The 25,123-nt window shown below is 71.5% G+C and carries 24 protein-coding genes and 1 tRNA gene; 13 read left to right on the top strand and 12 right to left on the bottom strand.

What is annotated here, in order from left to right; all coding sequences use genetic code 11:
• The first annotated feature begins 119 nt into the window (after nt 1-119).
• The 4 genes from eno (at nt 120) to AB0J10_RS00445 (ending at nt 3,495) form a co-directional block, all read left to right on the top strand.
• On the top strand, nt 120-1,400 hold the full coding sequence (gene eno, locus AB0J10_RS00460; protein ID WP_283299055.1) for a phosphopyruvate hydratase: 1,281 nt from the start codon (nt 120-122) through the stop codon (nt 1,398-1,400).
• A 115-nt stretch (nt 1,401-1,515) separates the two neighbouring features.
• On the top strand, nt 1,516-1,980 hold the full coding sequence (locus AB0J10_RS00455) for a septum formation initiator family protein (RefSeq protein WP_363056218.1): 465 nt from the start codon (nt 1,516-1,518) through the stop codon (nt 1,978-1,980).
• Nucleotides 1,981-2,017: 37 nt separating this feature from the next.
• Nucleotides 2,018-2,572 carry a DUF501 domain-containing protein gene (locus tag AB0J10_RS00450; protein WP_363056216.1) on the top strand — a complete coding sequence of 185 codons (555 nt, stop codon included), beginning with the start codon at nt 2,018-2,020 and terminating at the stop codon, nt 2,570-2,572.
• A complete protein-coding gene (locus tag AB0J10_RS00445; RefSeq protein WP_363056214.1) occupies nt 2,569-3,495 on the top strand; it encodes a Ppx/GppA phosphatase family protein in 927 nt (308 codons plus the stop codon). Before AB0J10_RS00450 ends, AB0J10_RS00445 begins: the two co-directional genes overlap by 4 nt.
• Before the next feature lie 31 nt (nt 3,496-3,526).
• Here the strand turns inward: AB0J10_RS00445 and AB0J10_RS00440 are convergent, their stop codons facing one another.
• The gene (locus AB0J10_RS00440) at nt 3,527-3,796 is read right to left on the bottom strand and encodes a type II toxin-antitoxin system RelE/ParE family toxin (protein WP_363056212.1); all 270 of its coding nucleotides are present in this window, start codon (nt 3,794-3,796) and stop codon (nt 3,527-3,529) included.
• 474 nt (nt 3,797-4,270) lie between these two features.
• Here AB0J10_RS00440 and AB0J10_RS00435 point away from each other — a divergent pair, with 474 nt between their 5' ends.
• A complete protein-coding gene (locus AB0J10_RS00435; protein ID WP_363056210.1) occupies nt 4,271-5,650 on the top strand; it encodes an NAD(P)/FAD-dependent oxidoreductase in 1,380 nt (459 codons plus the stop codon).
• 200 nt (nt 5,651-5,850) lie between these two features.
• Nucleotides 5,851-7,158 carry a cyclopropane-fatty-acyl-phospholipid synthase family protein gene (locus AB0J10_RS00430; protein WP_363056208.1) on the top strand — a complete coding sequence of 436 codons (1,308 nt, stop codon included), beginning with the start codon at nt 5,851-5,853 and terminating at the stop codon, nt 7,156-7,158.
• Between the two features lie 106 nt (nt 7,159-7,264).
• Here the strand turns inward: AB0J10_RS00430 and AB0J10_RS00425 are convergent, their stop codons facing one another.
• Both AB0J10_RS00425 and AB0J10_RS00420 read right to left on the bottom strand, forming a co-directional pair.
• Nucleotides 7,265-9,796: an ABC transporter permease gene (locus AB0J10_RS00425; RefSeq protein ID WP_363056206.1), complete on the bottom strand. Its 2,532-nt coding sequence runs from the start codon at nt 9,794-9,796 to the stop codon at nt 7,265-7,267.
• 52 nt (nt 9,797-9,848) lie between these two features.
• Nucleotides 9,849-10,619 carry an ABC transporter ATP-binding protein gene (locus AB0J10_RS00420; RefSeq protein WP_363056204.1) on the bottom strand — a complete coding sequence of 257 codons (771 nt, stop codon included), beginning with the start codon at nt 10,617-10,619 and terminating at the stop codon, nt 9,849-9,851.
• Between the two features lie 424 nt (nt 10,620-11,043).
• Here AB0J10_RS00420 and AB0J10_RS00415 point away from each other — a divergent pair.
• A tRNA-Leu gene (locus tag AB0J10_RS00415) sits at nt 11,044-11,125 on the top strand.
• Nucleotides 11,126-11,515: 390 nt separating this feature from the next.
• Nucleotides 11,516-12,403, top strand: a complete 888-nt coding sequence (locus AB0J10_RS00410; RefSeq protein ID WP_363056202.1) for a Bax inhibitor-1/YccA family protein — start codon at nt 11,516-11,518, stop codon at nt 12,401-12,403.
• A 107-nt stretch (nt 12,404-12,510) separates the two neighbouring features.
• Here AB0J10_RS00410 and AB0J10_RS00405 read toward each other — a convergent pair whose 3' ends face one another.
• A complete protein-coding gene (locus AB0J10_RS00405; protein WP_138054832.1) occupies nt 12,511-12,741 on the bottom strand; it encodes a DUF4287 domain-containing protein in 231 nt (76 codons plus the stop codon).
• A 99-nt stretch (nt 12,742-12,840) separates the two neighbouring features.
• Between AB0J10_RS00405 and AB0J10_RS00400 the strand changes: the two genes are divergently transcribed.
• Nucleotides 12,841-13,164 (top strand): hypothetical protein, encoded by a 324-nt coding sequence (locus tag AB0J10_RS00400; RefSeq protein ID WP_363056200.1) that lies wholly within the window; start codon nt 12,841-12,843, stop codon nt 13,162-13,164.
• A gap of 55 nt (nt 13,165-13,219) precedes the next feature.
• Here AB0J10_RS00400 and AB0J10_RS00395 read toward each other — a convergent pair whose 3' ends face one another.
• The 3 genes from AB0J10_RS00395 to AB0J10_RS00385 all read right to left on the bottom strand — a co-directional run bounded on the left by AB0J10_RS00395 (nt 13,220) and on the right by AB0J10_RS00385 (nt 17,117).
• On the bottom strand, nt 13,220-14,074 hold the full coding sequence (locus tag AB0J10_RS00395) for a hypothetical protein (protein ID WP_363056812.1): 855 nt from the start codon (nt 14,072-14,074) through the stop codon (nt 13,220-13,222).
• A 389-nt stretch (nt 14,075-14,463) separates the two neighbouring features.
• Nucleotides 14,464-15,684, bottom strand: a complete 1,221-nt coding sequence (locus tag AB0J10_RS00390) for an acetyl-CoA C-acetyltransferase (RefSeq protein WP_138057666.1) — start codon at nt 15,682-15,684, stop codon at nt 14,464-14,466.
• Between the two features lie 425 nt (nt 15,685-16,109).
• Nucleotides 16,110-17,117 (bottom strand): SGNH/GDSL hydrolase family protein, encoded by a 1,008-nt coding sequence (locus AB0J10_RS00385; protein WP_363056810.1) that lies wholly within the window; start codon nt 17,115-17,117, stop codon nt 16,110-16,112.
• A gap of 143 nt (nt 17,118-17,260) precedes the next feature.
• On the opposite strand from AB0J10_RS00385, the gene AB0J10_RS00380 reads away from it, so the two are divergent.
• From AB0J10_RS00380 to AB0J10_RS00370, 3 genes are all read left to right on the top strand, one after another.
• Nucleotides 17,261-18,646 (top strand): cystathionine beta-synthase, encoded by a 1,386-nt coding sequence (locus AB0J10_RS00380; RefSeq protein WP_363056198.1) that lies wholly within the window; start codon nt 17,261-17,263, stop codon nt 18,644-18,646.
• Nucleotides 18,647-19,262: 616 nt separating this feature from the next.
• On the top strand, nt 19,263-20,102 hold the full coding sequence (locus AB0J10_RS00375; protein ID WP_363056196.1) for a MurR/RpiR family transcriptional regulator: 840 nt from the start codon (nt 19,263-19,265) through the stop codon (nt 20,100-20,102).
• A 322-nt stretch (nt 20,103-20,424) separates the two neighbouring features.
• A complete protein-coding gene (locus AB0J10_RS00370) occupies nt 20,425-20,958 on the top strand; it encodes a hypothetical protein (RefSeq protein ID WP_363056194.1) in 534 nt (177 codons plus the stop codon).
• A 27-nt stretch (nt 20,959-20,985) separates the two neighbouring features.
• Here the strand turns inward: AB0J10_RS00370 and AB0J10_RS00365 are convergent, their stop codons facing one another.
• From AB0J10_RS00365 to AB0J10_RS00345, 5 genes are all read right to left on the bottom strand, one after another.
• On the bottom strand, nt 20,986-21,360 hold the full coding sequence (locus AB0J10_RS00365; RefSeq protein WP_138054836.1) for a hypothetical protein: 375 nt from the start codon (nt 21,358-21,360) through the stop codon (nt 20,986-20,988).
• Nucleotides 21,361-21,595: 235 nt separating this feature from the next.
• Nucleotides 21,596-21,979 carry a roadblock/LC7 domain-containing protein gene (locus AB0J10_RS00360; RefSeq protein ID WP_363056192.1) on the bottom strand — a complete coding sequence of 128 codons (384 nt, stop codon included), beginning with the start codon at nt 21,977-21,979 and terminating at the stop codon, nt 21,596-21,598.
• Nucleotides 21,980-22,017: 38 nt separating this feature from the next.
• Nucleotides 22,018-22,764 (bottom strand): transcriptional regulator, encoded by a 747-nt coding sequence (locus AB0J10_RS00355; RefSeq protein WP_363056808.1) that lies wholly within the window; start codon nt 22,762-22,764, stop codon nt 22,018-22,020.
• Nucleotides 22,765-22,775: 11 nt separating this feature from the next.
• Entirely contained in the window at nt 22,776-23,186 is a 411-nt protein-coding gene (locus AB0J10_RS00350) for a hypothetical protein (protein WP_363056807.1), read from the bottom strand.
• A 693-nt stretch (nt 23,187-23,879) separates the two neighbouring features.
• Nucleotides 23,880-24,347, bottom strand: a complete 468-nt coding sequence (locus tag AB0J10_RS00345; RefSeq protein ID WP_363056190.1) for a MarR family transcriptional regulator — start codon at nt 24,345-24,347, stop codon at nt 23,880-23,882.
• Nucleotides 24,348-24,406: 59 nt separating this feature from the next.
• On the opposite strand from AB0J10_RS00345, the gene AB0J10_RS00340 reads away from it, so the two are divergent.
• Nucleotides 24,407-24,928, top strand: coding sequence for an SgcJ/EcaC family oxidoreductase (locus AB0J10_RS00340; RefSeq protein WP_363056188.1), 522 nt, complete (start codon nt 24,407-24,409; stop codon nt 24,926-24,928).
• The last annotated feature ends 195 nt before the right edge of the window (nt 24,929-25,123 follow it).

The raw sequence follows: 25,123 nt of genomic DNA, 5'->3' as shown, positions 1-25,123 counted from the left end.
GCATCTGCCGGCCGATGCCTCCCAGGCGGTTAGGCTCTTGCCGCAAGGCCAAAGCGACCCTGCACCGACACGGCTCCGTTTGTGTCACCTCACACGTCACATCCCAGAAGGAGATGCTCGTGCCGTCCATCGACGTCGTCGTAGCCCGGGAAATCCTGGACTCCCGAGGCAACCCCACGGTCGAGGTCGAGGTCGGCCTCGACGACGGCAGCACCGGCCGTGCTGCCGTTCCGTCCGGTGCGTCCACCGGCGCCTTCGAGGCCCTCGAGCTCCGCGACGGCGACCCGAACCGCTACCTGGGCAAGGGTGTCGAGAAGGCCGTCCTCGCCGTCATCGAGCAGATCGGCCCCGAGCTCGTCGGCTATGACGCCACCGAGCAGCGCCTGATCGACCAGGCGATGTTCGACCTCGACGCCACCCCGGACAAGTCCTCCCTCGGCGCCAACGCGATCCTCGGCGTCTCCCTCGCCGTCGCGCACGCCGCCTCCGAGGCGTCCGACCTGCCGCTGTTCCGCTACCTCGGCGGCCCGAACGCGCACCTGCTGCCCGTTCCGATGATGAACATCCTGAACGGCGGCTCGCACGCCGACTCCAACGTGGACATCCAGGAGTTCATGATCGCTCCCATCGGCGCGGAGTCCTTCTCCGAGGCCCTGCGCTGGGGCACCGAGGTGTACCACACCCTGAAGAAGGTCCTGAAGGAGAAGGGACTCTCCACCGGACTCGGCGACGAGGGCGGCTTCGCCCCGAACCTGGGCTCCAACCGCGAGGCCCTCGACCTCATCCTCGAGGCGATCAAGAAGGCCGGCTACACGCCGGGCAAGGACATCGCGCTCGCGCTCGACGTCGCCGCCTCCGAGTTCTACAAGGACGGCGCCTACGAGTTCGAGGGCAAGTCCCGCTCGGCCGCCGAGATGACCGAGTACTACGAGGAGCTCGTCTCCGCCTACCCGCTGGTCTCGATCGAGGACCCGCTGTTCGAGGACGACTGGGACGGCTGGAAGACGATCACCGAGAAGCTCGGCGCCAAGGTCCAGCTGGTCGGCGACGACCTGTTCGTGACCAACCCCGAGCGCCTCGCCCGAGGCATCGACGAGGCCGCCGCCAACGCCCTCCTGGTCAAGGTCAACCAGATCGGCTCGCTGACCGAGACCCTCGACGCCGTCGAGCTGGCCCAGCGCAGCGGCTTCAAGTGCATGATGTCCCACCGCTCCGGCGAGACCGAGGACGTCACCATCGCCGATCTGGCCGTCGCCACCAACTGCGGTCAGATCAAGACCGGTGCCCCGGCCCGTTCCGAGCGCGTCGCCAAGTACAACCAGCTCCTGCGTATCGAGGAGATCCTCGACGACGCCGCGGTGTACGCCGGCCGCAGCGCGTTCCCGCGTTTCAAGGGCTGATTCCGTACGGCCCCCGCCGGACGGCGTGCCCGGCGGGGGCCGTAGGTTGCGTACGTCCCCGCACACGGTCCCGTACCGTGTGCGGGGACGTAGCACGTGAAGGGGAGGCGCACTGATGGCCCGGGACCGGTTCTCCACCGCGACCAGGCTGCGGCTGCTCGGTGAGCAGACCGCCGCCCGCGTCTACCGTTCGCAGTCCCGCCGGCAGGCGCGGCGCTCCCGGCTCACCGGCCGGGCCGCCTTTCTCGCACTCGTCGTATGCTCGATGATCGTCGCGCTCGCCTATCCGATGCGGGCGTACGTGTCGCAGCGGAACGAGATCGCCGAGCAGCAGCGGCTCGCCGCCGCGGCCCGCGCGCGCGTGGAGCGGCTGCGCGACGAGAAGGCCCGCCTCCAGGACGACGCGTACGTCATGCGGCTGGCCCGTGAGCACCTGCACATGGTCCGGCCCGGCGAGACCGGGTACATCGTGGTCGACCCGCGGGCGGCCCGTGAACCCCGTGCCGAGGAGGCCGGTGCCGGCCGTCCCTGGTACTCGAACGTCTGGGACGGCGTCGACCGCGCCGACGCGCGACGCTAGCCAAGACACGCAACCGACGAAGAGACATACACATCCCATGGACACGCCCCCGCCGAGCACCGCGCCCACCCCGCCCACCGCGGAGGACATCGCCGCCTTCAAGGAGCAGCTCGGCCGCCCGCCGCGCGGTCTGCGGGCCATCGCCCACCGCTGCCCCTGCGGCCGTCCCGACGTGGTCGAGACGGCACCGCGGCTGGAGGACGGCACGCCCTTCCCGACGCTGTACTACCTGACCTGCCCGCGTGCTGCCTCGGCCATCGGAACGCTCGAGGCGAACGGCGTCATGAAGGAGATGACCGAGCGCCTGCAGGCCGATCCCGACCTGGCGGCGGCGTACCGGGCGGCGCACGAGGACTACGTCCGGCGCCGGGACGAGATCGAGGAGCTGAAGAACTTCCCCAGCGCCGGCGGCATGCCGGACCGGGTGAAGTGCCTCCATGTCCTGGTCGCCCACTCGCTCGCGGCCGGTCCCGGGGTGAACCCACTGGGTGACGAGGCCATCGCGATGCTCCCGGAGTGGTGGGCCAAGGGCCCGTGCGTGACGGCGGGAGCGGGGGACTGCGCGGGCGCGGCCACGGAGGACGGCGCATGACCCGGGTCGCCGCCGTCGACTGCGGCACGAACTCGATCCGCCTGCTCATCGCCGACGTGGACGCCTCGACCGGTGAACTGACCGAACTGGACCGGCGGATGACCATCGTCCGGCTCGGCCAGGGCGTCGACCGCACCGGCCGGCTGGCCCCCGAGGCCCTGGAGCGCACCTTCGCGGCCTGCCGGGAGTACGCGGGGATCATCGAGGAGCACGGGGCGGAACGGGTCCGCTTCGTGGCGACCTCCGCCTCCCGGGACGCGGAGAACCGCGGCGAGTTCGTGAGCGGTGTGGTCGGCATCCTCGGAGTCGAGCCCGAGGTGATCAGCGGTGACCAGGAGGCCGAGTTCTCCTTCACGGGCGCCACCAAGGAGCTCCCGGGCCACGAGGAGCGGCTGGTCGTGGACATCGGCGGCGGCTCGACCGAGTTCGTCATCGGCCGCGGTCAGGTCGAGGCCGCCCGCTCGGTGGACATCGGCTGCGTCCGGCTCACCGAGCGTCATGTACGCAGCGATCCGCCGGCGCCGGAGGAGATCGCCGCGGTCCGGGCGGACATCGAGGCGGCGCTGGACCTGGCCGAGGAGAGCGTGCCCCTCCGCGAGGCGAGCACCCTGGTGGGCCTCGCCGGCTCGGTGACCACCGTCGCCGCGATGGCGCTCGGCCTCGACGCGTACGACTCCGAGGCGATCCACCACTCGCGGGTCTCCCGGGACCGGGTCGCGGAGATCACCGAGCGGCTGATCCGATCCACCCACGACGAGCGCGCCGCGATCCCGGTGATGCACCCGGGGCGGGTGGACGTGATCATCGCGGGCGCCCTGGTGCTGCTCGCGATCATGGACCGCGCCGGAGTGCCGGAGGTCGTCGTCTCGGAGCACGACATCCTCGACGGCATAGCTCACAGCTGCGCCGCCGAGGCACGCTGAGGCGGTGCCAGTGCCAGTGCCGGGCGGGGCGTCACAGGCTGCGGTGGACGTCCCGCCGGTCGCCCACCTTGACCACGAGGACGACGAGTCCACCATCGTTGATCTGGTAGGCGACCCGGTAGCTGCCGACCCTGAGCCGGTAGAGGCCCGGCGGGCCGGTGAGCTTCTTGACATCGGCGTCCTGCCGGTACGGATCGTCACCGAGTGCGGTCAGCGCGGTCGGGATACGCATGGCGTCGGGTCGGCTGATGGCCCGAAGCCGGCGCTGTGCCGCCGCCGGTGTGCGCGTGGGTGTGTACACGACGCATCCATGGAGGGAGCGGCCGTGCGCGATCCTCGACGGGATCGCGTTCTCCCTCGCCCGAGCCGCCCGAAGGCGTTCCGAAAGCGGCTTCAGGGGGCACTTTTCGGCCGCGGGAACGCCGCTTCGCGGGAAAGTTCGTGAAGTTCTTCACAAGGAATTGGGCCCGGTCGGCCGTCGAAAGTGCCGCCAGAGGCCCCGTCGGGCCTGTTTTTCTGCCCAACTCGACCCGTCCGTGCGTGCTCCGGCAGGTGGCCGTCGTGTTGCGTACACATGAAGACGGGGCCCGGTTCACCTTCGGGGGAGAGCGTGGGGCCAGCTCAGCGGGTCTTGACAACGTCTCCCGTAACACCGGGGTTCCCGGGGTACGCCATGACCTCGGTCACGTGGGCGGCGGAGTGTAGCAGAGGGTCCCCAAGTGCTTGTGAAGGGGCTCACGAGCACCCCCTCCGAGGGGGGTGGATACTCGATGGCATGAGCACCACGGAGCGTCCCAGGATCCTCGTAGTAGGCGGTGGGTACGTAGGCCTGTACGCAGCTCGTCGCATTCTGAAGAAGATGCGGTACGGGGAGGCGACCGTCACGGTCGTCGACCCGCGGTCGTACATGACGTACCAGCCCTTCCTTCCCGAAGCAGCCGCCGGCAGCATCTCGCCGCGGCACGTCGTCGTCCCGCTGCGACGCGTGCTGCCCAAGGCCGAGGTACTCACCGGCCGGGTCACCACCATCGATCAGGACCGCAAGGTCGCCACGGTCGCGCCCCTCGTCGGCGAGGCCTACGAGCTGCCCTTCGACTACCTGGTCGTCGCGCTCGGCGCGGTCTCCCGCACCTTCCCGATCCCCGGACTCGCCGAGCAGGGCATCGGCATGAAGGGCATCGAGGAGGCCATCGGTCTGCGCAACCATGTCCTCGAGCAGCTGGACAAGGCCGACTCCACCACCGACGAGGAGGTCCGCCGCAAGGCCCTGACCTTCGTCTTCGTCGGCGGCGGCTTCGCCGGCGCCGAGACCATAGGCGAGGTCGAGGACCTGGCTCGCGACGCGGTCAAGTACTACAAGAGCGTCAGGCGCGAGGACATGCGCTTCGTCCTCGTCGACGCCGCGGACAAGATCCTCCCCGAGGTCGGCCCCAAGCTCGGCAAGTACGGCAAGGAGCACCTCGAGGCCCGCGGCATCGAGATCTACCTCAACACCTCCATGGACTCCTGCGTGGACGGCCACGTGGTGCTGAAGAACGGCCTCGAGGTCGACTCCAACACCATCGTCTGGACCGCCGGTGTGAAGCCGAACCCGGCCCTGGCCCGCTACGGCCTGCCGCTGGGCCCGCGCGGCCACGTGGACACCCGGCCGACGCTCCAGGTGCAGGGCACCGACTACATCTGGGCCGCGGGCGACAACGCCCAGGTCCCGGACGTCGCCGCCCGCAAGGCCGGTGTCGAGAACGCCTGGTGCCCGCCGAACGCCCAGCACGCGCTGCGCCAGGCCAAGGTCCTCGGCGACAACGTGATCTCCGGCATGCGGGGCTTCCCGCAGAAGGAGTACAGCCACGCCAACAAGGGTGCGGTCGCCGGTCTCGGCCTGCACAAGGGCGTCGCGATGATCGTCATGGGCAAGGTGAAGATCAAGCTCAAGGGCCGGCTGGCCTGGTACATGCACCGTGGCTACCACGGCATGGCGATGCCGACCTGGAACCGCAAGATCCGCGTCTTCGCCGACTGGACCCTCGCGATGTTCCTCAAGCGCGAGGTCGTCTCGCTCGGCGCGATCGAGTCGCCGCGCGAGGAGTTCTACGAGGCCGCGAAGCCGGCCCCGGCGGCGGCCAAGCCCGCCCCGGAGAAGGCCAAGGCCTCCTGACCCCGCAGTAGTACCCCCGAAGGGGCCGTCCGCCATCCGTGGTGCGGACGGCCCCTTCGGCGTACTTTGGACACGCTCCGCACGGGGAAGTTGTCTGTTTTGCCGTCCATTTGCCCACCAGGGGACTGCGTTCGCACGCCGAGGGCGTTTACGTGGGTGTTGGGCATTTCCGTCAAACAGCGATCACGGAGGTGTGCGCCATGGCCGATGCCGCTTCGCGGCTCACCGCTCTCACCGAAGAACTGCTCGGGGCACCGCCCCCGGTCCGCATCCGGGCCTGGGACGGAAGCGAGTCGGGTCCCGCCGACGGCCCGGTCCTCGTCATCCGGCACCGGCGCGCCCTGCGCCGGCTGCTGTGGAAGCCGGGCGAACTCGGCCTGGCCCGCGGCTGGGTGGCCGGGGAGATCGACGTCGAGGGCGATCTTTACGAGGCCCTGGGGGCTCTAGCGGGGCTCATCTGGGAGCGTTCCGAGCCCGGCCCCGGGCTGCGCTCGATGGGCGATCCGCGGCTGCGCTCGGCCGTCGGTGAGCTGATCGCCCTCGCTGGGCCCCGCTCCTGGCTGCCGGTGCCGCCGCCCGCCGAGGAGGTGGCCGGGCGACGCGGCCCGCTGCACACGAAAGCGCGCGACCGGCAGGCGATCAGCCATCACTACGACGTCGGCAACGCGTTCTACGAGCAGGTCCTCGGGCCGTCGATGGTCTACTCGTGCGCCTACTGGCAGGAGGGGGGTTCGCTCGAGGACGCGCAGCGCGACAAGCTCGACCTCGTCTGCCGCAAGCTCGCCCTGCGGGACGGGGACCGGCTGCTGGACGTCGGCTGCGGCTGGGGCTCGATGGCGATCCACGCGGCCAGGGAGTACGGCGCCCGGGTCACCGGGGTCACCCTGTCCCGGGAGCAGGCCGCGTACGCCCGCAAACGGATCGCCGAGGAGGGGCTGACCGACCGCATCGAGATCCGGGTCCAGGACTACCGGGACGTCAAGGACGGTCCGTACGACGCGATCTCGTCCATCGGGATGGCCGAGCACGTCGGCTCCGCCCGGTACCGGGAGTACGCCGACGCGCTCCACGGGCTGCTGAGGCCCGGTGGCAGGCTCCTCAACCACCAGATCGCGCGCCGCCCCGAGCAGGACGAAGCCGCGTACCACGTGGACGACTTCATCGACGCCTACGTCTTCCCCGACGGCGAGCTGGCGCCGCTCGGCAGGACCGTGTCGATCCTGGAGGAGGCCGGCTTCGAGGCACGCGACGTCGAGTCCCTCCGCGAGCACTACGCCCGCACGCTGCGCGCCTGGGTGGCCAATCTGGAGTCCGACTGGGAACGGGCGGTACGGCACTCCTCACCGGGCCGTGCCCGGATCTGGCGCCTCTACATGGCCGCCTCGGCCGTCTCCTTCGAGCGCAACAGGATCGGGGTCAACCAGATCCTCGCGGTGAAGGGCCGGGACGGCGGCGCCTCCGGTATGCCGCTGAGAGCGCGCAACTGGACGGGGGCCGAGGGCCGCTGAGGGCCGGGGGCCGGGGCGAGCCGCCCCGGCCCCCGGACGCGTCCGAGGGCCGGGCCCCGCGGAAGGGCCCGGCCCGCGCTCGTGTCCTCGACCGTCCGTGGTGCCGCTACTCGGTCTTGATCGCGGTCAGCATGTTCAGCTTCGCGGCGCTGCGCGCCGGCCACAGCGCGGCGAGCATGCCCACCAGCCCGGCGAGCACCAGGAAGAGGCCGATGCGGTCCCACGGCAGGACCAGGGCGTAGCCCGGGACCTTGTCCCGGAAGGTCTCGCCGATCGCCCAGCCGAGGAAGGTGCCGAGGCCGATGCCGACGACCGCGCCGTACACGGATATGACGACGGCCTCCAGCCGGACCATCCGCTTCACCCGGCGCCGGTCCAGGCCGATCGCGCGCAGCATGCCGATCTCCTGCTGTCGCTCGAAGACGGACATCGCCAGGGTGTTGACCACCCCGAGCACCGCGATGACGAGGGCCATCGCGAGCAGGCCGTACATGATGTTCAGCAGGGTGTTGATCGCGCCGCCGAACTGGTCGCGGATGTCCTGCCGGTCCATCACCGCGATGGCGGGGTTGTCGCCGAGCGCGTCGATCAGGGCCTTCTCGTTGGCCTCGCTCTGGCCGCCGTCCGTCTTGACGAAGATCTCCGGGATGTACGGCTTCACCTCGTGCGGGTCGGCGACCTCGGTGCTCACCAGGACCGACGAGAGGAACTCGCTGTCCTTGAAGACCGCGCCGACCTCCAGGGTCCCCTTCTTCTTGTCGTTGAAGGTGACGGGGAGGCTGTCGCCGACCTTCCAGCCCTTGCTCGCGGCCGTCTTCTCGGCGACCGCGACGCCCCCCTTCGCGAGGGTGTCCAGGCTGCCCTGCACGACCTCGACGTTCAGGACCTTCTCGACGTCCCCGGGCGTGACCGCCGACGCCGACGGGAAGTCGCCCTTCACCTCGAGGTACACGGCCTGCTTCGCGGAGACCGCCGTGACGCCCGGGGCCTTCTCCAGCGCTGCCCGCACGGACTGGTCGAGGGCCCTGCCGTTGGCCATCGTGACCATGTAGTCGGCCTTGATGTTGTCCGTCGTCATCTTGTCGACCGCCCTGCCGACGGTGACGCCGAGGACGGAGAGACCCGTGACCAGGGTCAGTCCGATCGCGAGTGCGGAGGCGGTGGCACCGGTGCGCCGGGGGTTTCGGACGGCGTTCCGCCCGGCGAGCTTGCCGGCCACCGAGAAGACGCCGACGAGCAGCGGCCGTACGAGGGCGATGACGGGTCGCGAGAGCTGCGGGATCAGCACGATCACGCCGATCAGCGCGAGGAACGCGCCCGCCGCGATCAGCATCCGCCCGGTGCCGCCGGCGGCGGCGGCACCCCAGACGATGCCGCCAGCGCCGAGGCCGGTCAGGACGCCCCCGATGGAGTTGCGCAGCACCAGTGACTTGGCGCCGGGCGCCGCGTGGACGCTGCCCATGGCGGCGACCGGCGGGATCTTCGCGGCCCGGCGTCCGGGCAGCCACGCGGCGAACATCGTGACGAGCACACCGACGGCGAAGGCGGCGACCACCGGCGTCGCGGACACCACGAGCGGGCCGTCCGGAACCTTCATGCCGAAGGCGGCCATTCCCGAGCGCAGACCCATCGTCAGCCCGATGCCGAGGACGAAGCCGACGGCCGAGGCCACGGCGCCGACGATCGCGGCCTCGATGAGCACCGAGCGGGTGATCTGCCGGCGGGAGGCGCCGACGGCCCGCATCAGGGCGAGTTCCCTGGTGCGCTGGGCGACCAGCATCGTGAAGGTGTTGGAGATCAGGAAGACGCCGACGAAGAGCGCGATGCCGGCGAAGCCGAGCAGGATCTGCTTGAGGGTGCCGAGCCCCTCCTCGATGTCCGCGGCCTGCTTCTCGGCGAGGGCCTTCCCGGTCTGCGCCTCCGCGTTCTCCGGCAGCAGCGGCTCCACCGCGTCGAGGATCCTCGCGGCGTCGGCACCGGGGGCGGCGGCGACGGTGACGTCCCGGTAGTAGCCCGGCTTCAGGTAGAGCTTCTGGGCCACCTCGGTGTCGAAGAGGACCAGGCTGCCACCGGCGTTCACGGCACCGTCCTTGGTGGTGAAGACACCGCTGAGGGTGTACTCCGCCACCGGCCCGTTGGTGGCGACGCGGACCCGGTCGCCCACCGTGTAGGCGCCCTTGGCGGCGCTGTCCGCGTCCAGGGCGATCTGGTCGGCCTTCACGGGGCCGCTGCCGTCGGTGAAGGTGTAGGCGGGGTCCTTGCCGTCCTTGCCTGGGGCGAAGTTGGAGCCCTTGTTCGACCAGCCGACGCCGATGAGCCTGCCCTCGGGGTCGGCGACCCCGGCGAAGCCGTCGACGCGGCCGTGGGCGGCGGCGACGCCGTCCAGCGCGGCGACCTCGGCCAGGGTCTTCTCGGAGATGCCGGGCTCCTGCTCGGCGTCGTTCTCGTCGGTGTACGAGGTGACGGCCACGGCGACGTCGTCGTAGCTCTTGGCCGACTGGTTGCGGAAGGCGTTTGAGAGGGTGTCGGCGAAGACCAGGGTGCCGGAGACGAACGCCACGCCGAGCATCACGGCGAGCACGGTCATCAGCAGCCTGGCCTTGTGCGCGAGCACATTGCGCAAGGCGGTACGGAACATGGTGTGAGTCAGTCCTGAGGTGAGGGCCGGAAGTCTGCGGTGGAGACGTGGGTCAGCTGGTCCGGCCCTTGGCGTCGAACTCCTTCATGCGGTCCAGCACGCCGTCGGCGGTCGGGGCGATCATCTCGTCCACGATCCGGCCGTCGGCCAGGAAGACGACGCGGTCCGCGTACGACGCGGCCACCGGGTCGTGCGTGACCATCACGACGGTCTGGCCCAGTTCCCGTACGGAGTTGCGCAGGAAGCCCAGGACCTCGGCGCCGGATCGGGAGTCGAGGTTCCCGGTCGGCTCGTCGCCGAAGATGATCTCGGGGCGGGAGGCGAGGGCACGGGCGACGGCGACGCGCTGCTGCTGGCCGCCGGACAGCTGGGTGGGCCGGTGGCCGAGTCGGCCGGAGAGCCCCACCATGTCGATGACGAGCTGCAGCCACTGCTGGTCGGGCCTGCGCCCGGCGATGTCCATCGGGAGCGTGATGTTCTCCAGCGCCGTCAGCGTCGGCAGCAGGTTGAAGGCCTGGAAGATGAAGCCGATCTTGTCGCGGCGCAGCTGGGTCAGCTGCTTGTCCTTGAGCGAACCGAGTTCGGTCTCTCCGATCCGCACCGAGCCCCCGCTGAAGCTGTCGAGGCCGGCGACGCAGTGCATCAGCGTCGACTTGCCCGAGCCGGACGGGCCCATGATCGCGGTGAACTCCCCCTGGCGGAAGTCCACGGTGACCCGGTCGAGGGCGACCACCTGGGTCTCGCCCTCTCCGTAGACCTTGGACAGATCCATGGCGCGGGCGGCCACCGCGGTGGCGCGGGCGGTGGTGGGTGTGGTGGTCACGAGTCGGCTCTCCTGTCGCGGCGTTCTGGGGACCGCACCATCGTGCTGCCCGGGGCCCCGCCGGATCGTCCGTCCCGGTGCCCGTTCCCGGGGCCCTCTCGGGTCTGACGGGGCGCCACCCCCGTCCTCCTTTGGTATGACGGCGTCCCCGGGGCCGCGTCCGGGACCGGCGGGTGCTCACGGGGCGCCGCCTGCGGGTTGTCCGGGGCGTGCCCGGGCGGCGACTTTCCGTCATTCCCACCGGTGGCACCTGGCTCGCCGGGATCCCGTCCCGGCAGGTGCAAACAGCCGCGAACGAGTGCTGACACACCCTCAGGCGTCAATAAAATAAGACAACATCGGATCGTTGTTCCGCTGTTGGGGTGAGCCGTACGGATAGGCTCCTGTGCGAACGCAGAGCCGCGTAAGCAGGACCGCGCAACCAGCCCGGATGGTGGAATGCAGACACGGCGAGCTTAAACCTCGCTGGCCTTCGGGCCGTGCCGGTTCAAGTCCGGCTCCGGGCACGTTCATGCGTCGGTGGCGCGAGCGGCAATCGTTGAATTCTTGAACGCTTGCTCGTGCCCGCGCGGCTGTCGGCGTTGCCGGGCCGAAGCCGGGCCGCCCCTCTCCGCCCCTCTCCGCCCCCTCCTGGCCTCTCCGCCCGCCCGCCTGCCCGGCCGGGCCCGGGGCCCTCCACCCGCCGCTCCCCGGCACCCCACCCGGAGTGAATCCCGCCGACCCGGGAATGAGTGAGTCCGTTCACTGGCTGTCATGGGAGGAGAGAGAGCAGTGCGGGGCCCGGGCCCCCGGTCAGTCACGATCGAGGAAAGATCCTCCTTCAGCACTAGGCCGAGGTCTTTGCCCCCGCATTACTCTTGTGTCAAGGCCGCGCAGGGCGGCCATTGAGGAGTGAGATGAGGAGCAGCAACCCGGTCTTCTCGCGACGGGGGTTCAGCCGCGACAACGGCTACGCGGGCTTCAACACCGCGCCGCAGGCCGGGGGCCCCGCAGTCGGCGGCAACCCGTACGCCCAGGGCGCCGGCAACCCGTATGCCACCAACCCCTACGCGCCGGCGGACGCCCAGCTCGGTGCCCCGCCGCAGGTGCCTGCCCGCACCAATGTGATGACGATGGACGACGTCGTGGCGCGCACCGCCATGACGCTCGGCACCGTCGTGCTCACGGCGATCCTGTCGTGGGTGCTTCTGCCCGTCGACCCGGCCAACATCGGCAAGTCGTACGGCATCGCCATCGGCGCCGCGCTGGTGGCGCTCGTGCTCGGGCTCGTCCAGTCCTTCAAGCGCAAGCCGTCGCCCGCGCTGATCCTCGCCTACGCGGCGTTCGAGGGCGTCTTCCTCGGTGTGATCTCCAGCGCGGTCTCCACGTACATCGCCGACGGCGTGGTCGCCCAGGCGGTGCTCGGCACGATGGCGGTCTTCGCCGGTGTGCTGTTCGCGTACAAGATGCGCTGGATCCGCGTCACGCGCCGTTTCTACGGCTTCGTGATGGCGGCCGCGATGGGCTTCCTGCTGCTGATGGCGGCCAACCTGCTGTTCGCCGTCTTCGGCGGCGGCGACGGTCTCGGCTTCCGCAGCGGCGGCCTCGGCATCCTGTTCGGTGTCATCGGCATCATCCTCGGTGCCTGCTTCCTCGCCCTGGACTTCAAGCAGGTCGAGGACGGCATCAACTACGGCGCTCCCCGTGAGGAGTCCTGGCTGGCCGCCTTCGGCCTCACCATGACCCTGGTGTGGATCTACCTGGAGATGCTGCGTCTGCTGTCGATCCTGCAGGGCGACGACTGACGCACGGGCGGCCGCAGGGCCGTCCGGTGAACCGACGAAGGGCCTGCCCGGCATCCGCCGGGCAGGCCCTTCGCTCGTCCTCGAGGCTCGTCCTCGAGCCGGGGCCGCTAGAGCAGCTTGCGGGCCGCCCTCCTCAGGTCGTACTCATGGATGATCGCCTTCGCATGGCCGTACGCGAGATTGTGTTCGCTCCGGAGCCAGCTGACCTTCTCCTCGAAACGGAACAGGGACGGTCCTTCTTCGACGGTGCGCAGCCAGTCGGCGATTTCACGACCGGTGCAGTGAGGGATGCGGGAGAGCAGGTTGCGATGGGTCTCTTCGGAGAAGACTTGGGACATCGGCGCCTCCGGACGCATTGCGCGTGTGGTCCTTCACGTCACCGTGCCTCAGCGTTCGCGTATTGGCAACAGTCCCGCACCGGCGCATAGGGTCGCATCGTGCTTGATACGACACCTCTGACGGCGGCCGTGGAGCGGTTCGCCGACCGGCTGCGGGCGGCACCGCAGAGCCGGCTCCAGCGCGGCGCGGCGGCCGAGGGCCTGGCGCTGGCCAGGGAGTTGGCGGAGCGCGCCCAGCGGATCGAGACGCCCGGGCGGCAGCCGCGGATCATGCCCGACGCGGGCGTCTTCGCGGTCGCTGACCAATTGGTGGTGGCCGGGACGGATTTGGCCGAAGCGGTACGCACGGGAACGGCCTCGCCGGGGGAACTGGACGAGGCCGTGGAACTGGTCGAGGCGGCGGCGCGGCGGGCGCAGCTCTGAGAGCGCGCCCGGGAGCCCTCCGGCCGGGGCCTGCGGGGCCTGACCGTTCCGGGGCTCAGAGAGAGGCGATGACGCGGTCCGCGAGGATGTAGACGTTCTCGCCGTCGCCGCCGCAGCAGAACGTCAGGGCGTACGCACCGGAGACGCCCGAGCCGCCGAGCAGGACCGGCGTCCGCCCGGCGCGCAGCGCCTCCCCGAGCCGCTCCGCGGTCTCGCGGTGCCCGGGGGTCATGCACAGGGTCGTGCCGTCGGCGAACACGTACACGTCCAGCGTGCCGAGCGGGCCCGGCCGCACATCGGTGAGGGCGGTCGCGGTCTCCGCGAGTTCCTCCAGGCGGGCCACGGTGCGCTCGTGGTCGGTCACCACGGGTGTCTGCACCGGTACGAAGTCGGGGTGGGAGGGGTGTCGCCGGCGGGCCGCGGCCAGCTCAGCGGAGTCCTCCGCGAACTCGGCGGGCGGCTCGGCGAGCTCCGCGAGGTCGTCGAGGGCCTCCGCCGCCTCCAGGTCCATGGCCTCCAGTCCGGCGAAGTCCGCCTGGCGGGGGACGTAGAGCGGGCCGTCCTCGCCGAGGTCCGCCGACCCGCCGAGCATCGACAGCGGCGACTCGCCGGCGAAGTGCGGCGCGTCGGCGGCCTCACGGGCCTCCTGCGCGGCCCAGAAGGCGCGCGCCTCGGCCAGCTCGCGCTCGCGCTCCTCGGCCAGCGCTTCGGCGACGGCGGCGCGTATCTCGGCGGCGGGCGCACTGCGGGCCTGTGGTACGGAGCCGAAGGGGACGCCGTCCTGACGGCTCACGCCGGCCAGCTCCGAGCGCAGGGCGGTGACCTGCTTGCGCAGCCCAAGAGTGGCGTGCAGGGCAGCGGCGCCCACGGCCGTGGCGGCGGCGGTGGTCAGCAGCAGGGCGAGGGACATGGCGCTCACTGACGTACTCCCGGTTCTGAGGATTCCCCGACTTACTACATCAGCTTGTCGCGAGCCCACGCCTGGTGTCAGTGCAATACATCACGAAAGGGACAGGGCTTTGGGTCGGGTGTTTACCTGCGTGACGCTTGCGACCTGGGGAAACGTGCCCCGGCGGGAGATAGGTCACATCCTGGGGGAGATTAGGTCACGGCTGGGCGACGGCGGGGTTGGGAAAGCGGTTGCCGAGGGACGGAAAGGGGTTTCCCGTCCCTCCCGGGCGCCGGCGCCGAGCGCCGTGTGTGCGGCGCGGGGCGCGGCGCCACGGCCGGTCGCCGCGCGGGCGGGGCGTCGCACAAGGGCGCGACGCCCCGCGCCGGGCGCTCATGCGCGTTCGCGCCTCAGCTGAGGCGCTCGATGACCATCGCCATGCCCTGGCCGCCGCCCACGCACATCGTCTCCAGGCCGAACTGCTTGTCGTGGAACCGGAGCGAGTTGATCAGCGTGCCGGTGATGCGGGCGCCGGTCATGCCGAAGGGGTGGCCGACCGCGATCGCGCCGCCGTTGACGTTCAGCTTCTCGAGCGGAATGCCCAGGTCCCGGTACGACGGGATGACCTGTGCGGCGAACGCCTCGTTGATCTCGACCAGGTCGATGTCGTCGATGGTGAGCCCGGCCCGCCGCAGCGCCTGGTTGCTCGCCTCGACCGGTCCGTACCCCATGATCTCGGGGGAGAGGCCGGAGACGCCGGTGGAGACGATCCGGGCCAGCGGGGTCAGGCCCAGCTCCCGCGCCTTGGTGTCGGACATGATCACGAGGGCGGCGGCGCCGTCGTTGAGCGGGCAGCAGTTGCCCGCGGTGACCAGACCGTCCGGGCGGAAGACCGGCTTCAGGCCCTGAACGCCCTCCACCGTGACACCGGCACGCGGGCCGTCGTCCTTGCCGACGACCGTGCCGTCCGGCAGCGTCACGGGCGTGATCTCGCGCTCCCAGAAGCCGTTCTTGATGGCTTCCTCGGCGAGGTTCTGGGACCGCACGCCGAACTCGTCCATGTCCTGGCGGGTGACGCCCTTGAGGCGGGCCAGGTTCTCCGCGGTCTGGCCCATCGCGATGTACGCGTCCGGGATCAGGCCGTCCTCGCGCGGGTCGTGCCAGCTCGCGCCCTCGCTGGCGGCGACGGCGGCGGTGCGGGCCTCCGCCTCGGCGAAGAGCGGGTTGTGGGTGTCGGGCAGGCCGTCGGAGGTTCCCTTCACGGAGCGGGAGACCATCTCGACGCCGGCCGATATGAAGACGTCGCCCTCGCCGGCCTTGATGGCGTGCAGCGCCATGCGGGACGTCTGCAGCGAGGACGAGCAGTAGCGGGTGACGGTGCAGCCGGGGAGGTGGTCCATCCCCATCTGCACGGCCACGATCCGGCCCAGGTTGTGGCCCTGCTCGCCGCCGGGCAGGCCGCAGCCGAGCATCAGGTCGTCGATGTCCTTCGGGTCCAGCTCGGGGACCTTGGCCAGTGCGGCCTGGACGATCGTCGCGGTCAGGTCGTCCGGCCGCAGGTCCTTCAGCGAGCCCTTGAAGGCCCGTCCGATGGGGGAGCGGGCGGCAGAGACGATCACGGCTTCGGGCATCACGGCTCCAGTGAGGTGCTTGGGGACGACTGTCTGGAAGTTACCCCTACGTATCGCGTGGGTCACGGTACGGACCGTGTGATGCGGGCCTCTTTTCTAAGCGCTCGCTTACGGGTGGGGGTGGGACGCATTCGGGGCCGGGCGGTCGGGGCGGCGTCACCCACCGGCCCGCCGAGCGACCCATGGCGGCCCCGTCGCGGACCCGGCCGGTCCACGGAGCCCGGGATGCGGCGCTCGCGGACCCGGCTGCTCCGACCGCCCGGCCCACGGTGAACCCGCAGCGGTCCACGGTGACCGGATCGCCCGGTCGCCCGGTCGCCCGGTCGCCCGGACTTCCGGACGTTCGGTCCACGGCGACCAGGTCGGGGTCCTGGCCGGTCGCGGTGCGCGACCCGGCCGGGAGCCGGGCCGGTGCAGGCCGCGGTTCACTCCGCTCCCCGCCCCCGCGCCTCCGCGGCCGGGGTCTCCGAGGGTGCGGGCTCCGTCGGGACCGGCAGGCGGCGGCGCCTGCGGTGCTTCAGCAGCGCCCACGGGGCGCGGGCGCCCGTGACCTCGGTGCCGGCCTCGCTCGCCGCCTCCGCCGCGGCCTTGGCGACCGGCAGCATGCCCTCGCGTCGGTCGGCGTCCAGCCTGTCCGTCTCCGGCCACAGGCCCAGCGCCGCGCACAGCGTCGGCAGGACCGCCATCGCCGCCGTGGCGTACCCCTCCGCCGAAGGGTGGTAGTTGTCCGGGCCGAACAGCTCGCGGGGGTTCGCCGCGAACTCCGGGCCCAGCAGGTCGCCCAGCGAGACCGTGCGGCCGCCCTGCTCCACCGCGCCGATCGTCTGCGCCGCCGCGAGCTGCCGGGAGACCCGGCGGGCCAGCCAGCGCAGCGGCTGGTAGACGGGCTCGATCGTGCCGAGATCCGGGCAGGTGCCCACCACCACCTCCGCGCCCGCCGTCCGCAGCCGGCGCACCGCCGCGGACAGGTACCGCACCGACTGCGTCGGGGGCATCCGGTGCGTCACGTCGTTCGCCCCGATCATGATCACGCAGACGTCCGGGGCCCGGGAGGGATCGCGCAGGGCCAGACCCACCTGCCGTTCCAGGTCGTCGGAGCGCGCACCGGGCTGGGCCACGTTCACCAGCTCCACCGGGCGCTCGGCCACGGCCGCGAGTCCCGACGCCAGCAGCGCCCCCGGGGTCTGCCCTGCCCGGCGCACACCCTGCCCGGCGGCCGTCGAGTCGCCCAGCAGGACCAGTCGCAGCGGATCGGAGAGCCCGAAGGCGGTGCCGTAGATGCCGTCCGCCCCGGGGGGAAAGGGTGCCGTGCCGCCCCCCACCGATCTCTTCGCCAGCTGCACCTCGGCCAGCAGAAGAGTCACCGCCGCAGCTCCGAGCAGACCGATCCCGCCGCCGCCGTATGCCGCGCCCGCCGCGATGCGCCGCGCCACCCTCGCCCTCGACACAGTCCCAGCCACCTCCTCGTAGCCGTGCAGTCGTCCAAGAGCTAACTGCCCCGTAACGGCCGTAGCCCAATCTCGCGCCGATTGCGCATACGCTGACGGAACCACTACGGAGATCCCGGAGACTTACGGTGCAATTCCACGACTCGATGATCAGTCTGGTTGGCAATACCCCCCTGCTGAAGCTGAACAGCGTGACGGCGGGCATTCAGGCGACGGTCCTCGCCAAGGTCGAGTACTTCAATCCCGGCGGATCGGTGAAGGACCGCATCGCGCTGCGCATGATCGAGGCCGCCGAGCAGAGCGGAGAGCTCAAGCCGGGCGGCACGATCGTCGAGCCGACGAGCGGCAACACCGGCGTCGGGCTGGCCATCGTGGCCCAGCAGAAGGGCTACAAGTGCATCTTCGTCTGCCCGGACAAGGTGTCCACGGACAAGATCAATGTGCTGCGCGCCTACGGTGCCGAGGTCGTCGTCTGCCCCACGGCCGTCGACCCGGAGCACCCGGACTCGTACTACAACGTCTCGGACCGGCTGGTGCGCGAGACGCCGGGGGCATGGAAGCCGGACCAGTACTCGAACCCGAACAACCCGCGTTCGCACTTCGAGACGACCGGTCCCGAGCTCTGGGAACAGACTGAGGGAAGAATCACCCATTTCGTGGCCGGTATCGGCACCGGCGGCACCATCTCCGGCACCGGCAACTACCTGAAGGAGATCAGCGGCGGCAAGGTCCGTGTCGTCGGCGCGGACCCGGAGGGTTCCGTCTACTCCGGCGGCTCCGGCCGGCCGTACCTGGTCGAGGGCGTGGGTGAGGACTTCTGGCCCACCGCCTACGACCCGAACGTCACGGACGAGATCATCGCGGTGTCCGACAAGGACTCGTTCCAGATGACGCGCCGCCTGGCCAAGGAGGAGGGCCTCCTGGTCGGCGGCTCCTGCGGCATGGCCGTCGTCGCCGCGCTGCGCGTGGCCGAGGGCCTCGGCCCGGACGACGTCGTGGTCGTGCTGCTGCCGGACAGCGGCCGCGGCTATCTGTCGAAGATCTTCAACGACGAGTGGATGAACGACTACGGCTTCCTGGAGCAGGCCGGCGACCAGCCGCGGGTCGGCGACGTGCTGAAGCACAAGGAGGGCGGGCTGCCGTCCCTCGTGCACATGCACCCCGAGGAGACCGTCGGCCAGGCCATCGACGTGCTGCGCGAGTACGGCGTCTCCCAGATGCCGATCGTGAAGCCGGGCGCCGGGCACCCGGACGTCATGGCCGCCGAGGTCATCGGTTCGGTGGTGGAGCGGGAACTGCTGGACGCGCTCTTCACACAGCGCGCCTCGCTGAACGATCCGCTGGAGAAGCACATGAGCGACCCGCTTCCCCAGGTCGGCTCCGGTGAGCCGGTCGGCGACCTGATGTCCGTGCTCGGCTCCGCCGACGCTGCGATCGTGCTGGTCGAGGGCAAGCCCACCGGTGTCGTCAGCCGCCAGGACCTGCTGTCGTTCCTGGCGCTGTCCGGGAAGTAGGCGGCACGGGACCGGGGTCCCCGCGCGAAGAGGAATGCGCGGGGACCGCCGCACCCCCGTGACCGGGGGGCGGGACGACGGCGGTCCCCGCGGGGGACGCGGTCCGGGTCAGGGCCGGTCTCACGTCCGGGCGTCCATGGAGGTCCGGGAGCCGCTCCGGAGGTCCTTGACGCCGACACCCCTCAATGTGCCGGACGCGTGTTAAGCGAGTGCTGCGCAGACGTGTCGCGCTCGTACAACTTCCGCGAAGCTCCGTACCCGGCACGTCCGGTGGAGCGTCGGCCGGGCACGGCACGCCCCGTGAACCCCAGGCCGGCAGGGGCGCCGGGCGGGTGCGGCAGGGAGCCGTCGAGTCGTGTCGCCGGGGTCGGTCCCCCTCTTCGGATCCGGGTCGGCCCGTCCCCCTCCCGGCGGGGTCGTGGCGGCGCGGCTTGCCCGCTCTGCATATGGTCATGCAGAGTTTTAGAAGACTGAATAGCCGGTGGGCCGTAGTTCTCGGTGATCTTCGTGTCCGTTCCCCCTCCCCGTACCGCGCTCTCGCGGTACTGTCCGGCGTCCGGGAGCGGGCCGGTACCTCCGGCACGCCGGGCGAGAGACGAACTGGGGGACGGACGGCATGAACGACACCAGCCCTGCCGCACGGCTGCAGCAGCTCTTCGAAGGCCACCGCCTCACTCCCACCCAGCGCCGCATCGCCCATTGCATGGTGCGCAGGGCGGCCGACGTGCCGTTCCTGTCCAGCGTCGAGCTGGCCGAGCTCGCCGGAGTCAGCCAGCCGTCCGTCACCCGCTTCGCCGTCGCGCTGGGCTTCGACGGCTATCCGGCGCTGCGCAGGCACCTGCGGGAGGTTGCACCGGCCGAACCGGCCGAGGAGCAGCAGGAGTTCACCGAATACCAGCAGGCCGTCCACGCCGAGATCGAGAACCTGCGCCATCTCGCCGAACTGCTCGCCGACCCCGGCCCCGTGGAGCGGGCGGCCCGGCTGCTCGCCGCCTCCCGCCCGCTGCCTGTCCTCGGGCTGCGCGCCGCCTCCTCGCAGGCCCGCGGCTTCTCGTACTTCGCGGCCAAGGTCCACCCGGACGTCCGGCTGCTCGACGAGGGCGGCTCGATGCTGGCCGACCGGGTCGACGCGGCACGGCGGGCCGGCGCGACCGCGCTGCTCTGCTTCGCCCTGCCCCGCCACCCCAAGGAGGTGGTGGAGACGCTCGCGTACGCGCGGGGGGCCGGGCTGACCGTCGTCACGGTCGCGGACTCGGCGTTCGCGCCCGTCGCCGCCCACAGTGATGTGCTGATCCCGGCCGCCGTCGGCACCGGCCTCGCCTTCGACACGGCATGCGCGCCGATGCTGCTGGGCCGGGTGCTGCTGGAGGCGATGTGCGACGATCTGCCGGACGCGCAGGCGCGGTTGGACGAGTTCGACGTCCGGGCCGCGGAGCGCGGGCTGTTCGCCGACTGACCGGGCAGGACACATCGGCGGCCGGGGCCTGGTGGCCGAGTGGCCGACCGGACTCCTCGCCGGGTCAGTGCGTAACCGGCTGACCGGTCGGCCCGTGAACGGCCCGCCGGCTGACTGACAGGCTCACTGACCGGCTGACCGGCTGACCGGCTGACCGGCTGTCCGGCCGCCGCGCCGCCCGTTCGGCGTGGGGCCGGGGCGTCGCCGGCCCGTCCTTCTCAGGCGTTCCTCAGAAATTCCGGCTAACCTCCCCGCCCTGAACGGCAGGACGGGCGAAGGGAGCGTAGTCGTGGGGCGCGGCGGAGGTCACGCACTGGCGCGTGTGGCGGTGATCGTACGGGCGGGGGCGGCCCCGATGGTGTGGCTCGGCGTGCTCGCCGCGGCCGTCGGGCTGGTGCCGGAAGGTCTCACCGGGCGGGTCGTCGGACTGTACGGGGGCGCCGCGGCGTTCCTGGTCGCGGCGGCCGTGGTGGCGTCCGCGCGTACGGGCCGCTACCGGGAGCTGGAGCGGGACGCCACCCGGGCCGCCCGGGGCGACATCCTCCAGGACCGGGCCGTGACCGCCCGCAACTGGCGCCGAGTGCACCGCTGGTGGCTGCTCGCGGCGTTCGCCGCCGCGGTGGGCGGTGCCTTCGTCGTACCGGCGGCGGGCGGGCTGCTGCTGGCGGGCGCCGGTGCCGGGCTGTGGCTCAAGGCACGCGCCCTGGGGCGGCGGGAGAGAGCGGCCGAGAAACTGCTGTGGGTGCGCGCCGACTGGGTCGACCGCGGCCGGCCCGCCGGAGCGAAGGTGAAGGGCTACCGCACCACCGGCCCCGCCGCCGGGGACGCCGCCCCGGGCGGGGCTCGGCGCCGCTGAACGGTCGGCGGGGCGCCGGTGGGGGCGTCAGACCTCCAGCTCCGCCTCGATCTTGCGCAGCTGGTGGCGGGCCATCGCCAGGTTGGCGCGCTGGTTGTCCAGGGCCAGGTACAGGAACAGCCCGTTGCCGCCGCGCGCCTTGAGCAGGCGGATCAGGTGGTACTGCCCGCCCAGGGTGATGAGGATGTCCTCGATCTCGTCCTGGAGGCCCAGCATCTCCATCGCGCGCAGCTTCGCCCGCACCACGTCGGTGTTGCCCGCGGCCGCGACGTTCAGGTCGAGGTGCTTGCCGCCGCCGAGGGTGCCCAGGGCCATGCCGCTGGTGTAGTCGACGAGGGCGACGCCGACCGCACCCTCGATCACGGTCATCGCTTCCTTGAGGGTCGTCTCGGTGTTCGCCATGGTGGTGCCTCTCCTTGTTGGGGAACTGTTCGGTTCGAGTGGTGTGTTCGTGTGTCGGGCTGTCGGGCTGTAGGGCTGTCCTCGGCTCCGGGGGCCGGAGTGCGGGAGGCGGCCGCCGGCCGTCGGCCTGGCGCGCCGGGCAGCCCGCGGCGCTCGGCGCCGGGCGGCCACGGGCCGCCGCGGCCAGGGGGCCGGTGACCTCCGGCCGGGACGCCCGGCCGTCGCCGCCGGCTGGTCAGGGGCGTTCGAGTGCTCCGTTCACGAGATCGCCGATGCGCGCCCCGGCCCTGCGGGCCTCGAGGTGCAACCGGCCGACGTTGACCCGGGGTTCGGCGGTCACGGTGAGCACGGCGGCCGTGCCCGCCGCGTACGTCGCGACATAACCGCTCTCGCCCCGGACGAGCAGTTCACGGAAGCGGCCCTGGCCGGTCGCCTCGGTGAGCCGCACGGCCACTCCGAGTGCCGCGGCGGTCAGCGCGGCGATGGTCTCCGCCTCCGCGTCCGGTGTGTCCCTGGCCAGCACGAGGCCGTCCACGCTGGCCGCGAGGGCGCCGGTGAGCTGCGGTAACCGGGTCCTCAACCGATGCAGTTCGTCGAGGACTCCGGTGCTCGCGGTCATCAGCTGTCTCCTCTCGGCGCGCTGCCTCATCGCGCGCATCACAGCGTTGCCTCCAGGGCGTCACGGAGCCGGCGGAGCAGGGCGATGTCCGGATCCGCGGACACCTCCATCACGCGCGCGACATCGAGTGGCGGCTCGGGCGCCATGGCGCCCGGGCGCGGGGTCTCGACGAGCCCGGCCGCGGCCAGCCGGCGTACGTCGACGAGGGTGTGGAACGCGGGACGGCCCAGGGCCCGGGCGATGTCGGCCGGGGTGCGCACCCCGTCGGCCAGGTCGAGGACGGCGCGCTGCCGCGGGGCGGCCCGCGCCGGGGCGGGACGGGGGGAGGGCACCACGGGCGCGGTGTCCGTCTCCGGATGCGCCCAGAGCCGGTCCAGCAGGGCACGGCGCCGCAGGGTCTCGCGCTCGACCGCCTCGGCGGCCACGGGCCGCACCGGGCCTATCCAGTGGGCCACGCCGTAGCGGAAGCGGGTGGGGCCGCTGCTCGGTGCGAGGGCGAAGAACGCCGCGTCGAAGAGCGCACCGAGATGGCAGATCTCCAGCTCGCCCCCGGACACCAGGCCGCTGTCGACGAGGTAGCGGCCCACCGCGCCGTTCGCCCCGGCCTCGCGGAGGGCCTCCGTCCAGCCCTCGGCGTGCAGCCGTCCGGTCGCGGCGAGCAGGACGTCGATTCCCGGAGCGGCGGGGCTCTCGGCGTGGACGACGCGGCCCTCGACCAGGTACAGAGTGCCCCGGTCCCGTAAGAGGGCGCCGGTGGCCCGCTCGGAGGCGAGCCGCAGCAGCATCGGTGAGACGGTCACTCCAGCACCAGCCGCTCGGTCAGGTCGCGCATTCTGAGCCGGGCGAGGGCGAGGTTGCCGTCGGCGCGGTCGAGCCAGAGATGGAGCAGGACGCTGCTGTCGAAGCTGGTCTCGACGAAGCGCAGAACGTGGTAACACGTACGGGTGGTGACGACGAGGTCCTCCACCGGAGGGTTCTTGCCGTGGTGCGCGTCCGGGCCTTCCGCGCCCCCCACGGGGGTGAAGGTGGGATGCTCCGCCGCCATGCGTGCCAGTTCCGCGGTCTCGGCCGCCGCCGTCTCGTGGTCGTTCCCGGCCGCGTCCCCGACCGTGCCGAGGGCGAGCCCGCTGGTCCAGTCGACGAGGGCGGCACCGCGCACTCCGGGCAGCCGCATGGCGTGGAGAAGACACTCGTCGATCCCGGGCACGCGAAAATCCCCCTCCAGCACGTGTGCGTACGGCTCGGACATATGTCCGTAGCCGTAAGGTTACGCACCGCAGTGGCGGCAGGTGGAAGTTCTGGCATTTTCCATCGGAACATGCAGGGGGTCCGCTAGGGTCCGCCCGCCCGCCCGCCCGACGCGGCCCGCGCCCCTGACTCGCCCGACGCCGCCCTGGATGAATGAGTCCAAGGTCAGTGGTCGTGGGCGGTCAGTGATCGGATGGCCGGTGCGCCTGCCTTGCGGTTGTCCCGGACGGCGGCAGTCAGCGCGAGGAGCCGTTGCTGATGCGGACCGCGACGCCGCCGGGAGTGCGCCCGCCGTGCCGTCCCAGGTCCGACCGGCTCTTGAGCGTGGCATTGACCGACTCGGTCGACTGCCGCGGCGGCTTGAACGGCAGTGGCGCAGCCGGCGGGCCTCGGAGGCGAGGCCGGGCAGGGCCTGCGTCATCGCGAGGGTGAGCGGTTCGGCGGCGCCGAGCTTGGGTGTGATGCCCGCCCCTGGACGTCATGGGGCCAGGTGCGGCGCTGCTTTCGGCAGGTCGTCGGTCTTCACGTGGAGTGCGGTCGCGAGGGTGTCCGGGTCGGTCGTCACAAACCGACTCCGCGCACCCTCGTCATGTTTGCGCGGCCGATTCGCAGGTGGCGAGCCGGACATACGGAAGCTCGTCGAGGACCGCGTTCATTCACGGACCGGTAGCCCCTTCAGGCGCGCGGTCTGCTCTTCCTGGACCCGGCGGGCTGTCTCCAGGAAGTCGATGATCACGTCGAGTTCTTCTTCGCCGAAGTGCCGGAGCGCCGACGTCCCGGCCTCGCCGAGGGGGCGGTACACCATGCGCTCGGCAGCGCGGGCAACCTCGGTGGCGGCGACCAGAACCCGCCGCCGGTTGGCGGCGTCCCGGCTTCGGGTGACGAAGCCCGCTCGTTCGAGGCGGTCGATGGCGGTTGTCGTCGCGGCCGGGCTGAGCTTGGCCGCGGTGGTGAGTTCTCCGGCCGACATCGGGTCCTTGGCCAGGATCAGGTCCAGGCAGCGCAGGTCGGTGCGGTTCAGCCCCAGCCAGGCCGCGGCCGCTTCGTCGAAGGCGTCGAAGCTCTGCTGGAGCAGCCTTATCCGCACGGCGACCTTGCCCACGCGATCATCTTTCGGCATTCGAAGCTTTCTGTTAGCGTAAAATTCGATATTCGAAATGATAGCTCCGGGAGGATGCCATGCCTACCAGCGACGAGCAGATCACGCAGCTGTTCAACCAGTTCATGCAGGCGTGGACCGACAACGACGCGGTCGCCTTCGGCGCCTGCTTCACCGCCGACGCCGACTACGTCTCCTACGACGGCACCCACGCGACCGGCCGACCGGCTCTCCAGGACAACCACGACCGGCTCTTTCGCGGCGTGCTGGCCGGCTCTGCGCTCGTCGGCGACCTGGAGGCGATCCGCCACATCACCGCGGACGTCGCCATCGTCCACGGCACGGCATCGGTACTGATGCCCTGGCGCTCCAAGCTGCCCAAGCGACGCCTGTCCCGGCAGACCCTCGTGGTCGTCCGTACCGAGCAGGGCTGGCGGATCTCCGCCCTGCACAACGGACGCGTGCGGCCGGTGACCATTCCCGACCCTGACGCCTTCCCGTCCCGCATGTCCCAGACGATGAGCCGGATCGGCCAGCGCCTGGGCATGGGCCGCCCCGTTCCCGGCACCGCGCGGACCGCCCCGTCCGCACGCCGGGCCTGACATCGCCACAGGCCGCTCAGCCCGGACGCCCTCCACCGGACCGGGCCCACGCCAGGACCCCACCGGCTCCTCGCCGGGACCCACCGGCTCCTTGCCGGGACCCTCCGCCTCCTCGCCGCGACCGGGAGCGGGTCCCGGCCAACCGTTGCACGGCCCGCGGAGCCCCGGGCACGTGGGGTGCCGGTCCGCCGGGTC

The organism is Streptomyces sp. NPDC049887, from assembly GCF_040656535.1.
In the GTDB taxonomy this organism is placed as follows: domain Bacteria; phylum Actinomycetota; class Actinomycetes; order Streptomycetales; family Streptomycetaceae; genus Streptomyces.
Note: the sequence above shows the minus strand (reverse complement) of the source record. Positions and strands in the feature narration are given on the sequence as shown.